Below are 12,670 nucleotides of genomic sequence, written 5' to 3' on the forward strand. Positions count from 1 at the left end.
GGATACATTGGAGGTTTAGCTCAGCTGGGAGAGCATCTGCCTTACAAGCAGAGGGTCAGCGGTTCGATCCCGTTAACCTCCATAATGATTTGGTTCCGTGGTGTAGGGGTTAACATGCCTGCCTGTCACGCAGGAGATCGCGGGTTCGATTCCCGTCGGGACCGTCATTTCTATTCAATTAACAAAAATAAATAATTTATTCTTTATGGCGCGGTAGCTCAGTTGGTAGAGCAACGGATTGAAGCTCCGTGTGTCGGCAGTTCGATTCTGTCCCGCGCCACCATGGAGGAGTAGCGAAGTGGCTAAACGCGACGGACTGTAAATCCGTTCCTTAGGGTTCAGTGGTTCGAATCCACTCTCCTCCATTTTATAGGGGCATAGTTTAAAGGTAGAACAGCGGTCTCCAAAACCGTTAGTGTGGGTTCAATTCCTGCTGCCCCTGCCATGGCGGATGTGGCGAAGTGGTTAACGCATCGGATTGTGGCTCCGACATTCGTGGGTTCGATTCCCATCATTCGCCTTTTTTTCATTGGGGTATAGCCAAGCGGTAAGGCAAGGGACTTTGACTCCCTCATGCGTTGGTTCGAATCCAGCTACCCCAGTCCTATAAATATTAATTTATAGCTTAAAATAGTATAATGGCGGTATAGCCAAGTGGTAAGGCAGAGGTCTGCAAAACCTTCATCACCGGTTCAAATCCGGTTACCGCCTTAGTACTAATTACATTGCCGGCGTGGCGGAATTGGCAGACGCGCTGGACTCAAAATCCAGTGCCCGTTGAGGGCGTGCCGGTTCGACCCCGGCCGCCGGTATTAACTAAGATGACCACATCTTAGTTTTTTATTCGGAAATTAAATAACAAATTGTTTTATTATGGCGGATGTGGCGAAGTGGTTAACGCATCGGATTGTGGCTCCGACACTCGTGGGTTCGATTCCCATCATTCGCCCTTTATTATTGGGGTATAGCCAAGCGGTAAGGCAAGGGACTTTGACTCCCTCATGCGTTGGTTCGAATCCAGCTACCCCAGTTTTTATCTATTTATTGCCGGCGTGGCGGAATTGGCAGACGCGCTGGACTCAAAATCCAGTGATCTCACGATCGTGCCGGTTCGACCCCGGCCGCCGGTATCATAATCCCCCTAATGTAGGTGTATCTTACATTAGAGGGTTCTTTTTTTATGTCAAAATGCTAGTACTTATGTTGTAACGTCATACCCAACTTTTTATCTATTATAGAAATAGGAAAAGTAAATCTTTATAGTGTTGATTAATTTCTCTTATTTTTCTTTTTAAGCTAATTTGGTAGCAGTCGCCCATCTTCTATAGGGGAGTTAGGAAGAAAGCTATCCGGCTTGGCAAGAAATCTTAGTAAGAAGCGCACCTATTTCAATGTCAGAAGCTGAAATAAAAGAAATGATGAAAAAATATTTTTATGATTGCTGATTTTTCGAAGTTTCTCTCATTATTATAAAGATAGAAAAAGACAATTACCTGTTGCACGTTATATATAGATTCAAACGTTAGGTAAAATCCTATCATCTATATATAGAGATAGTCATTTTGAACCATTCGTCTAATCAATAGGGTTACAAAATGTTATGGTGTTTACAACCAATGGATATTGATTTAATATCATAGATATAGATTATTCATACTTATTAAGAGTGAGTATCCTGTTGGTGATTTTAGTTAGGTGTATACTTTCTTTCATTTATTCAAAACTGAGTATAATTGATTGCTAAATATTACTAAAATACAAGATAAAGAAAGGATATTAATGAAGGAGATGATGAAATTTTTTTTGTTTTAGTGTGGCTTTTTCCCATTATTTATCTATGTATCACTGCAGTACAATGGATCATTACCATGGTTCTACATGATATTATTACAAAAATACATATCTACGATGTACTTGATGGGATACATAAAAAAATGAATCTTAAAAAAAGCTGGAGAATCGTGGTTGCTTTAGGTTCAACTGCTATTCTTGCTCTTGGAACCGCTCAGGTAGCTAAATTCTATTTATTGAGTGGGGCATATTTTTGGATTGTTTATTTGTCATTCGGATTGTATTTATTTGTATTCTTATTGCCGTGGTTAAATCTAATATTACCTTATCGAAGGAATTTCCACTCAAAATCTATGTTCCTTTTTAATATGAGTACTGGGACACTGCTACTATGGATTATTGTACTAAGTATTGCTCCAAATATTATCTATTTGGATGAGGCGGGCGTCACTTCAATCCCAGCAAATGTTTCATTAAAGCTTATTACTATCGGATTGTTGATCATATATTATATTTTATCAGTAATATTGATGATTTTGGCTAACCACATATACATACTTGATGAAGAGAGAACAGTTGTTAGTTTATATCGAACGCTCACAGACATAAAAATTCTAAAAGTTAAAAATCGGGCTAAAAATAGATTAGATTATCAGAAAATAGCTGTAGTTAACTCGACCGTTCCAATAATATTCTTACTGATAGTCTTATCAATAGAAAATATAATTAAGTATGATAGTAATATACAATTTGTTGATAATATACTGGTAATTGCTACAATTGTAACAATAATTGGTGGATTTATAAGCACACTATTTTTAGGAAATCACAACAAATGGATCAAGCTCACTTCACTAGTTGTTTATACGATTGTTCTATGTTTTAATTTGATGATCACATTTTTGTATACTCATTCTGGTTTTACTCTTTTATTTGAGATTATAGCTGAAGGTCTACATTATTTTTCATTATATTTAATTGCAATAAAGCGGATAGGTGTCCTTTTGTTAAATATATTAGCTTGTATAGTTCCATATATACTGCTGTATAGAAAAAAGAAAAAATCGTCGATTGATCTAGAGTGAAACGCATTTTAGGCCCTTCATCTATGCTGAAGAAATAAATCAATTACCCCAACTTATCAATAAAGATAAGAGGGCAGCAATCATCTAAATTAAAATAATAAGGATGGTTAACCCACAACTTGTTTAAATCGACTAAAAGTCAGTATAGGCTTATTTATTTTTATCAGATCGAATTATAGTAAAAAGAGGAGTGAGATTCACAATCTGGTATTCTCACGATCGTGCCGGTTCGACCCCGGCCGCCGGTATTTTGGCACTAACGTAGTCTATACGTTGGTGCTTTTTTCTTTGTTTAACGTTGTCGGTATTGAGACATATATACGAACGGATAATATACGCCAGGAAAAATACCCATTGAATTATTTGAAATCTCAAAATAATTCAATGGGTATTTTTTATAAATAAATATCTAAGTGATTAAAAATAGCCTGTATAGTTTGTTGTGGAAGTGGCTGAATTTAAATGAGTGATTCGATCCATTAGAAGCGTCCAATCGTCTTGTGTAGGAATATTAGGCAAACGGTGAATTGGACACGGGAAATCTTCGTTTACATGTAGATCATAGTTGCAGATGATCAGGTTGGCTTGATGATCATTGATTTCTTTTTTTGTTACTGGTTGTTCAATCAAAAATTTGACTGAGATTTGTCGCAAGAAGAGTAATTCTGCTTCTTGAATAATATAATCGTCCATCGAGGGGCAACTTTGTAGTGCTACGATGACCCTCAGAGGTTGTTGTGAGTTGATCCTTAAAATCGTTGCATGGAACGTGGTCAGGCTAGCAGCTAAATGATCAAGATGTGTGAACTCAAACATCGGATGGACTTTTAATCGCTCTAAATGCTGAAGCCAAAGGTGAAAAAGCTCTGGGTATTTTTCTTTCATTAAATCAATCAAAGCAACAGAGGTCATTTCATATGACGGGCTCATCTTTGAGAGTAATCTCGTATTGATCAAGAAGGCTTCGATTTTATCTAAAGCACCATTATCCAGCATCTGTTTAGGAAAAACCTGTAATAAAAAACGTTGGACTGCATCGACTACCACTGCGCCTTCTTGACAACGAAAGGCGTAGGTGCGTTCTTCATCTAATCCTTGCCAATTTGAATAAGAGACACAATGTAAAAAGACAAGATACAGCCATAGTGATTCTGATTCAGGAATCGTTAGCTTGAAGAGTGAAGAATAGTAGGAGGCAATCAGATGTTCAATCAGCTGATAGCCTCGATTTTTTTTGACTAAAGCAACGGTGTTATTGTTAAAGTGACAAAAATTTTTAGACTGCCCTCTAACTTTAGCAATCGATAACCAAAGTGAAAAACGAAAATGGCTAAAATGTAGAAAAGTTATCCCACTTTTTCGACCATGAGCGATAATTGATTGCGCATGATGATTGCTATCAGAATCGATGATTTGACTATCACCAAAGCTTGAATAAAAAGAAAAAAGTAAAAAACGAATATCTTCTTCTTTGCCAATAAAAGTGAGCGGACCGGTTGCTATCGATATGCGATACTCTTTCAGTACTTCATTCATATGACGAATGATATTGAAAATTGAACTACGAGAGATCATCAAGTAGTCCGATAATTGTTCTGTACTATACGTTTTGTTATGAAGCAATAGATCCATCATACGATAAATGGTTGTATCTTTAGCTAGTATAGTAATGACTGAATCGACAGAGATTTCTTGAGGATCTATTTGTAAGAATCCTTGTTCATTGTAAGTAATCTGAAAATCAATCGTAGGTAAGGAATGATTGATAATATCGATATCTTTTCGTAAAGTTGGTTTTGAAGTTCCTAACTTTTGTGATAGATCACTAAGGGTTAAATTCTTACTTTGGTGCGTACGTATAAATTGTAGTAAGTTATACTGTCGTTTGAATTGATTATCTAATTGTAATGTCATAGGTAAATTATTCATGAGAGAAACCTTTCTTTAAGACAAATGTAGAATTTGATAATAAGTACACTTTAGAAGATGAAATATAGTTATTACTAATAGTTTATTAGTTATTTAAAATTTAATCAATCTTTTTATCATTATTCTCACATTTTTATTTAACTATTGTCGATGAGCGATGATTTCCTCGGCTTTTTTTGGCATTATCTTTGATAAAACTTATTTTTAAGCGGTGAAATTCATTTGTGAATTAGATGAAATATTATTTTAAATAGATAAAACGTTATGTTGAATCTCATTGTGCTTAAATTTAATAATGAATATAATTGATTTTGCGTAATATTAGTTAGCAATATAAGGTTATTTATTTGCTTAATCTAATTTAATTTTAAATAAAAACTTATTTTATGGATATAAATATGTAGTGAGATATTCAGTTGATAACACTGAGTTTTAGTAGTAGTAGCAAGTTTGAATATGAATTTATTAGAAATGGAAATAGTATTTCTAACTAAATAACGAAAATTAAATTACTAAATATTTAGTAAAATAAATCGTTTTCTTTTCTTTCCAGTCACGTTATAATAGATAAAAATGATCACTAGGGGGTAGTGAAATGACGAAGTTAACATTAGCGGTTTATGATAAAGAAAGCGTTCCAAGAAAAAGTTTTCAAGGAGAAGAAGAAATAGAAAAAGATTTGGTTGTGACAGCAGAAAATTTTGTGCATTTGTCTATGAGAAAATTTGAGTACCAAGAAGGAGATCAAATAGTTGTCGAAATGGATGAGTCTGGGAGGTACCTATGGGTCAAACTTGATGAAACTTTAGAAAGTTCTCTTGTCTATCTACCGGGAAATAAATGGACCTATGAAGTATCATTTCATTCCAATCGTATCAAAGCCAGACCGGAGACTCGTTTTTCTGGGGGACGACATTATCTAAGTGTTCGTTGTGCTTCTGAAGAGGAAGTGAAGATGTATCGTAATTTAGCGTTGAATCCGCATGATCAAAAAGAAGAAACTGGTGCGTATCCACATGCGAGTGCAAATGTGGAAACGAGAAATGATGCCACTTTCTTTGCGTGTAATGCGATTGATGGCGTATACGCGAATCATTCTCATGGTTCATACCCATTTCAATCTTGGGGCATCAATCAGCAAGCTGATGCAGCTTTGACGATTGATTTTGGTCGAGAGGTCCAATTGGATAAAGTTGGTTTTACATGGCGAGCAGACTTTCCCCATGATAGTTACTGGACGAATGTGACGATTCAGTTTGACGATGGAACTAGTGAAACGTTTGCGACCGAAAAAACAACTCAACCACAATATTTTTCATTTAGTGCAAGAAAGACCAAAACTATTCGTTTTTGTGATCTTATTCAAGCGAATGACCCATCGCCGTTTCCTGCATTGACGCAAATTGAATTGTGGGGCATGAATGATCAGCCGATGAAAGGATAAGCAATGAAAAAATACTTTTTGAAGCAACTGTCAGAAGCCAAAAAAGAGTATCTTATGAATAAAGTAGTTCCTGAGTTGCCAGTCTCGGGGTATAGAGAGTTTTTGATGACTGGAGAGCGATTGGTTTTTGAGAAGGCTTACTTTGCAAGACGTAAACATGCTACAGTCTTGGCGTTGTCCTTATTGCAAAAAAAAGAAGCCGAAGTAGTTGAAGGGTTAGAACAAGTTTTGTGGGAGATCTGCAATGAGTATAGTTGGAGTTTACCAGCTCATTTACCAATTGAAGCGAATCACTTTCGTGTGGATTCCCCGACATGGATCGATTTATTTGCAGCCGAGACAGGGCAAATGTTAGCAGAGATAATCAAGTTGTTTGAGAAAGAATTATCCGAACTATTGACGTTTCGAATCCGGTCGGAAGTCGATCGACGACTCTTCGTTCCTTTTGTAACAAACACATGGCCGTTTGAATCATTTGAAAACAATTGGAGTGCGGTTGTAGGTGGTTCGATTGGTATGGCTGCCTTGGATATACAAGAAAAAGGCGGTGAATCACAAGCGGAAATATTGAGGAAGGTAGATCGTTGTATGGCCTCTTATTTACGAAGTTTTGGGATGGATGGCGCATGTGAGGAAGGCGTCAGCTATTGGGCATATGGATTTGGTTATTATATTTATTTTGCAGAAAAGTACCAACAAGTTTATGATGATGACCGCTATCTGTTGGGTGATAAAGTGAAAAAAATCGCGGCTTTCCCTAATGATGTGATGCTCGCTGAAACAGAGGCTATACCGTTTTCCGACTACCACCCAGCGGAGTTACCAAGTGGATTATTGAGTTTCTGTCAGGAAAGGTTCCATGTCGCAATTCCCGAAATTGTGAGAATCAATGACTTAGATTTTGATCATTGTTATCGTTTTGCCCCTTTATTACGTAATTTACTCTGGTCAAAAAGACATATTGTGAATGATCAAAAAAAAGTCCTTCAATATTTTGAGGATGTAGCATGGGGCGTTCTTCAATCTTCGAAAGAAAATTTGGTGTTTGCAGCAAAGGGAGGACGAAATGATGAAAGCCATAATCATATAGATATTGGTCATTTCGTATTTGGTACGAGAGAAGACTTATTTCTTACTGATCTTGGAGCGGGAGAATATACAAAAGATTACTTTGATGAAAAAACACGTTATCTTTTCTTAGTGAACAGCGCACTTGGGCATAGCATTCCTATCGTTGCGAACAGTTACCAATTACCTGGAGCTGTTGCGGCAGAACATACGAGTTTTCAATCAACGCGAACTGGTGGAGTCTTCAAGACAGAATTGGCTTCCACGTATCCTTCGCAGATAGGACTACGCCAGATGGATCGGACAATAGAAGTGGATCGTTCGAAACGACAACTTGTTCTGAGTGATGTATTTACATTCGAAACAGAAAATCAGTTAGTTATTGAAAATTTTATAACGACGAATCCAGTGGAAGTTATAGGGAAAATGGTATGTATCACAGGAGAAAAAGAAAAGTGTGAGATGTATTTTTCAAAACCTGTGCAATTGATCAGAGAAAGTTATTATGATCACTATGGCCAAAAAAATGAAGCTACGCTGATCCAAGCGACTTATCAGTTGCTGAAAGAAGAAACAATCCAGATCAAGATTGCGATCAAAAGTAAATGAGGACACGTGATTATCAGCGGTAAGCGTGGGACTTGTTTAATGGAATGAGGTAGTGTCACACACATCCTCGCAAGTGAATAAATGGTGTTTCAGAAGCAATTCCTTCGTAAATAAGCTAGAAAATCCCAAAGTTTTAAAAATTCGGGTTTTCTAGCTTATTTATCGGAAGTTCATCTATCTATCATGAGTTCTTTTTATTTGGTGGGGTAGTTGAGCCACGGACGATTAATTCTGTATCTAATAGGATTCGTTTCGCAATACCAGGGGAGTGGATACGTTCGTGTAAAAGATTGATGCCTGTTTCGCCCATTTCCTCTGTATAAGCTCTGACCGTTGAAAGGGGTGGCGTGATGTAGCGAGAAATCGATAAATCATTGATACCCATCACGCTGATCTGTTTAGGTACTTGGATCTGATGAGCATTCAATGTATGGATGATACCGATAGCAAAAGCATCATTTGCGGCTAAAATGGCAGTCGGTAGATCGTCTTGCCATTGTGCTAAGGCTTTTTCTGTCAGTGATTCACTCGTTTTGACGTCAAGAGAACTATTTTCTTTTACGAAAAAATATTTTTCGTCGAATAGCTGATGATGTTTCATCATATCGATATACGTATTAGTCGTTGGTGTTTTGTAGGTTCGATACCCGTAGAGATTGGCACTTTCTTCTGCACCGATATAGGCAATCTTTTTATGTCCTAAATCTAAGAGATGAGTAAGTGCGACTTCAGTGGCTTGACCAAAATCAGTATTGACACAGTCATAATCGTGAAAAGGAAAATTTGATCCGACGACGCATAGATTTGGCGCAGTAGTATTTAATTCATCAATTTTTTCTTGCGTGAATTTACCGATTGCTAAGATGCCATCGACTGTTTGGATTTGATGTTGTTCGTTTTGGGAAAAGTTAATGACGTGATAGCCAAGTTCTACTGCACGTTTTTCGGCAGCTAAACGAATGGACATGTAATAAATATCTTCTAGTTCTTCGTCACTCGTGCGCCAAGTAATCAAACCAAGGACACCTTTTTTTTTCAACAGTTCATTTGCTGAGTGGGAATTGCCATTTTTTTTTGCCTTCTTTTTATATTTAGTGTAGTTCAGCTTTTCTGCAATTTCGAAAACTTTACGTTTGGTTTCTTCTGTTGCTGAGAGTGTATCATCATAATTTAAAACGCGTGAAACAGTAGAAATCGATACGCCTGCTTCCTTTGCGATGTCGGTGATCGTCGCCATAAGCTACCTCCGGATAATAGACTTTATTAATTATAGTATAGGTAATTTCAGTAAAAAGGCAAGTAAAAATATTTATTTTTTTACCAAAAAAATGTTGACTTTTTACTAATTTTAGGTAAAATTTAGTAAAAGAAAACGATCTCATTAGGAGGGGAGCCAAATCAAACGATTTCTCTTCGGATTACAATTCATTTTTATCGTTAGTTTTTGTACAGGATGTCAAACAAATAGCCGACAACAAGAGAAGGCTTTTGAAAATCAAATCAAAGAAGAAATCCAGCAAAAGGCGCGTGTTTTTACTGAAAAAGAATATCAGTCAGCAGAGGTTCCATTGCATCAGTGGGTAAAAATCGAAGGAAAAATTATACGATCAGATGGTCAAGAACAAATAGAAAAAGGCGATCGCTTTATTCTGAGAAGTGGTTCCAGTGATTACCAAGTATTCAATGAACAAGCAGCATCAATCAATGTGGGCGATGGAGTGATCGTTTACGGAGAATATTATGGGTTTATCAAAGGATTTTTAATTGAAAGGGAGAATATACATGCAACAATTTCGTACAAAAAAACAATGGCAAGAAAATTTTCGCCAGTTAATGGCACCGTTACGTCCTTATTACAAAAATCAACCGGGTAAATTAAAACTAGGAACACATGGCACCGTCTATTCAGAGGCAACAAGAGAAGTTGAAGCATTTTTACGACCACTCTGGGGATTTGGTCCTTATCTGGTCGACGAAGATGATGCTGAATTAGCATCTGATTATCTGAAAGGAATCATTGCAGGGACTGATCCACAGAGTGATGAGTATTGGGGGACAGTAACAGACTATGACCAGTTGATTGTCGAGATGGCTTCAATAAGTACGACGTTGCTTTTGAATCCTGAAAAAATCTGGGGACGTTTAACTTCGATGGAACAGACGAACTTGGCAGAATGGTTATTCACAGTGAATTCGCGTAAGATACCTAAAAATAATTGGTATTTTTTCCGTATCTTGGTGAATATCGCATTGAAAAAATGTGGCAAATCCTATTCACAGCAACAAATCGATCAAGATTTTGAAGTGATCGAGCATTTTTACAATGACAATGGTTGGTATTTTGATGGGGCAGATACGCAATATGATTACTACGTCTCATTTGCGATCCATTATTACAGCTTAGTATATGCCCATTTTATGGCAGAGGAAGATCCAGTCCGCACAAAACGGATCAAAGAGCGGGCCGTTCTTTTTGCTCAAACATTTAAATATTGGTTTGATGCTAATGGCGAAGCATTACCTTTTGGTCGTAGCTTGACATACCGCTTTGCCCAAGCGAGCTTTTTCAGTGCCTTGGTGTTCGCGGATGTGGAAGCACTCCCTTGGGGTGAGATCAAAGGGTTGCTTAGTCGTCATTTAGAAAACTGGATGGATAAAGAGATTTTCTCGACAGATGGGCTTCTAACTGTTGGATATCATTATCAAAATCTAGTGTTTGGAGAAGGGTATAACGGACCGGGTTCTCCTTATTGGGCAATGAAGAGTTTTCTCTTATTGGCTGTACCTGATGATCATCCGTATTGGCAAGCAGAAATATGTCCACTACAAATTGAAGAAAAGACGCTAGCGTTGCCGGAAAGTAAAAATTTTTACCAATACAATCAGTCATTGACGCATCTTCAAGCTTTCCCAGCTGGGCAGTTTGTCAATCAGCAAAGCTTCCCACATGCCAAATATAGTAAATTCGTCTATTCGACACGTTTCGGTTTCAGTGTCCCAAAATCTGATTATTGGTATTACGAAGGTGCTTACGACAGTACGTTAGCTTTGGCAAAAGATGGTCATTATTTCCGTCCGAAAGGGTTAGACCTAGATTTTTCTGTTCTACCTGATCGTATCATCCATGAATGGTCTCCGTGGGAAGACGTCAAAATCTATTCCACGATCATTCCATTGGAAAACTGTCACGTCAGAGTCCATGAAATTGACACAACTGCTCCTATACAAGCACATGATGGAGGTTTTAGTGTCCCTCTCGAACAGACTTTACCAAAAGGAGATGCGTTAAGTATCGAAGCAAAAACAAGTATCGGAACATCGAAGATCGAAGGAATCATCGGATATGAAAAAGCAGATGTCGTGCGAACGGAACCAAATACGAATCTCTTTTACCCACGTACGATGTTACCTTTTGTCTCAGCTGAGATCTCCTCAGGCAAACACTTGCTTGTATCCCTTGTTTCAGGGACTTTACCTGGTGAAACAGTGATCCAGCCAGTTATTGAGCAAAAAGGACAAAAATTACTGATCCAACAAAAGAATCAAACGATCGAACTAACGATTAGATAATGGAGGTAGGAATGACACAATTTGATTGGTTGACACATGAAATTGATTTTGTAACTAATAAAGTCAAAAAAAATCTGACACTTTTTCAAGATACCGTACCACCTGCTGCGAGCGTAGACCTTGTCTACGTTCCAGAGGAAAACACGGATTGGACAGCTAGTTTTTGGATAGGGATGCTCTTCCTAGTAAAAGAACTGACGAATGACCAAGCGGTTGATGCAACGATCGAAAAACAATTGGTATCTTTTCGTCAACGCCTTGAAAATGACATTGCGCTTGAAACGCACGATATCGGTTTTTTGTACACACTCTCAGCAGTCGCTGATTATCAAGTGAACCGACGGGAATCTTCAAAAGAATTAGCAATTCAAGCAGCGGATCGGCTGATGAAGCGTTATGACGTTAATACACAGATCATTCAAGCTTGGGGAGATTTAAAGGATGAGCACCAACGTGGGCGTATGATCATCGATTGTCTGATGAACTTACCGCTTCTGTATTTTGCATCTAATATGACGGGAGAGAGCAGTTATAAAGAAGCTGCCTATGCCCATGCCAAACAAACACAACGTTACATCGTTCGTGATAATTTTACGACATATCATACGTATTATTTTGATCCGAAAACTGGCAAAGCAATCGGTGGTAAGACACAACAAGGGTTTTCAGATGATTCTTGTTGGGCGCGTGGGCAAGCATGGGGAATCTATGGCTTTACACTGAGTTATAATCATACAGGTGATTACACGTTTTTAGAAACAGCCAAAAAACTGGCTGACTATTTCATCAACTGCTTACCAGAAGACACTATCTGTTATTGGGATTTAGTATTTCATGATGGCAGTGGTGAAGAAAGAGACACTTCCGCTGCGGCAATCGCAGTGTGTGGTTTATTGGAACTGGCGAAGCAACTGCCATTAAGCGATCCGAAAAAAGAATATTATCAGACTGTTGCTATCGCAATTATGAAAACGTTATCAACTGATTATACAAGTGTGGATTCGCCACAATCGAACGGCTTGTTACTTGAAGGAGTCTATGACAAAAAATCAAATAAAGGAGTGAAGGAGTGCATGATCTGGGGGGATTACTACTATGTAGAAGCCCTGATAAGACTGAAAAAAGTTTGGTACAGTTACTGGTAAAAAACTAAGATGAAAGAAATGGAGGGAAT

General features: G+C 37.7%; 8 protein-coding genes and 12 tRNA genes. 18 read left to right on the forward strand and 2 right to left on the reverse strand.

What is annotated here, in order from left to right; genetic code table 11:
• Positions 1–9 precede the first annotated feature (9 nt).
• The 13 genes from IGJ14_RS04745 to IGJ14_RS04805 all read left to right on the forward strand — a co-directional run bounded on the left by IGJ14_RS04745 (position 10) and on the right by IGJ14_RS04805 (position 2,876).
• Positions 10–82 (forward strand) — tRNA-Val (locus IGJ14_RS04745).
• 9 nt (positions 83–91) lie between these two features.
• Positions 92–164, forward strand: a tRNA-Asp gene (locus IGJ14_RS04750).
• A 43-nt stretch (positions 165–207) separates the two neighbouring features.
• Positions 208–283: transfer RNA gene (locus IGJ14_RS04755), tRNA-Phe, on the forward strand.
• 1 nt (position 284) lies between these two features.
• Positions 285–365, forward strand: a tRNA-Tyr gene (locus IGJ14_RS04760).
• A gap of 6 nt (positions 366–371) precedes the next feature.
• Positions 372–445 (forward strand) — tRNA-Trp (locus tag IGJ14_RS04765).
• A gap of 2 nt (positions 446–447) precedes the next feature.
• Positions 448–520, forward strand: a tRNA-His gene (locus IGJ14_RS04770).
• Positions 521–530: 10 nt separating this feature from the next.
• Positions 531–602, forward strand: a tRNA-Gln gene (locus IGJ14_RS04775).
• A gap of 38 nt (positions 603–640) precedes the next feature.
• Positions 641–711 (forward strand) — tRNA-Cys (locus IGJ14_RS04780).
• A 16-nt stretch (positions 712–727) separates the two neighbouring features.
• Positions 728–812 (forward strand) — tRNA-Leu (locus IGJ14_RS04785).
• Between the two features lie 64 nt (positions 813–876).
• A tRNA-His gene (locus IGJ14_RS04790) sits at positions 877–949 on the forward strand.
• A gap of 9 nt (positions 950–958) precedes the next feature.
• Positions 959–1,030, forward strand: a tRNA-Gln gene (locus tag IGJ14_RS04795).
• 16 nt (positions 1,031–1,046) lie between these two features.
• Positions 1,047–1,130: transfer RNA gene (locus tag IGJ14_RS04800), tRNA-Leu, on the forward strand.
• A gap of 738 nt (positions 1,131–1,868) precedes the next feature.
• Positions 1,869–2,876: a hypothetical protein gene (locus tag IGJ14_RS04805; protein WP_430608345.1), complete on the forward strand. Its 1,008-nt coding sequence runs from the start codon at positions 1,869–1,871 to the stop codon at positions 2,874–2,876.
• A 417-nt stretch (positions 2,877–3,293) separates the two neighbouring features.
• Here the strand turns inward: IGJ14_RS04805 and IGJ14_RS04810 are convergent, their stop codons facing one another.
• Positions 3,294–4,805 carry a helix-turn-helix domain-containing protein gene (locus tag IGJ14_RS04810; RefSeq protein ID WP_195273980.1) on the reverse strand — a complete coding sequence of 504 codons (1,512 nt, stop codon included), beginning with the start codon at positions 4,803–4,805 and terminating at the stop codon, positions 3,294–3,296.
• Between the two features lie 595 nt (positions 4,806–5,400).
• On the opposite strand from IGJ14_RS04810, the gene IGJ14_RS04815 reads away from it, so the two are divergent.
• Positions 5,401–6,249 (forward strand): discoidin domain-containing protein, encoded by an 849-nt coding sequence (locus tag IGJ14_RS04815; RefSeq protein WP_104775704.1) that lies wholly within the window; start codon positions 5,401–5,403, stop codon positions 6,247–6,249.
• Between the two features lie 3 nt (positions 6,250–6,252).
• Positions 6,253–7,926 (forward strand): heparinase II/III family protein, encoded by a 1,674-nt coding sequence (locus tag IGJ14_RS04820; protein WP_104775703.1) that lies wholly within the window; start codon positions 6,253–6,255, stop codon positions 7,924–7,926.
• Positions 7,927–8,107: 181 nt separating this feature from the next.
• Here IGJ14_RS04820 and IGJ14_RS04825 read toward each other — a convergent pair whose 3' ends face one another.
• On the reverse strand, positions 8,108–9,163 hold the full coding sequence (locus IGJ14_RS04825) for a LacI family DNA-binding transcriptional regulator (protein WP_065095639.1): 1,056 nt from the start codon (positions 9,161–9,163) through the stop codon (positions 8,108–8,110).
• Positions 9,164–9,494: 331 nt separating this feature from the next.
• On the opposite strand from IGJ14_RS04825, the gene IGJ14_RS04830 reads away from it, so the two are divergent.
• Genes IGJ14_RS04830 through IGJ14_RS04840 form a run of 3 tightly spaced genes read left to right on the forward strand, consistent with a single transcriptional unit; the run spans position 9,495 to position 12,641 of the window.
• A complete protein-coding gene (locus IGJ14_RS04830; protein WP_181055179.1) occupies positions 9,495–9,800 on the forward strand; it encodes a hypothetical protein in 306 nt (101 codons plus the stop codon).
• On the forward strand, positions 9,709–11,496 hold the full coding sequence (locus IGJ14_RS04835) for a DUF2264 domain-containing protein (protein WP_195273978.1): 1,788 nt from the start codon (positions 9,709–9,711) through the stop codon (positions 11,494–11,496). The genes IGJ14_RS04830 and IGJ14_RS04835 overlap by 92 nt, the downstream gene beginning before the upstream one ends.
• An 11-nt stretch (positions 11,497–11,507) precedes the next feature.
• Complete coding sequence (locus IGJ14_RS04840; RefSeq protein ID WP_195273976.1) at positions 11,508–12,641, forward strand: glycoside hydrolase family 88 protein; 1,134 nt, start codon at positions 11,508–11,510, stop codon at positions 12,639–12,641.
• Positions 12,642–12,670: the final 29 nt, after the last annotated feature.

The sequence above is a fragment of the Enterococcus sp. DIV1304_2 genome, assembly GCF_050555445.1.
GTDB classification, from domain to species: domain Bacteria; phylum Bacillota; class Bacilli; order Lactobacillales; family Enterococcaceae; genus Enterococcus_B; species Enterococcus_B pernyi.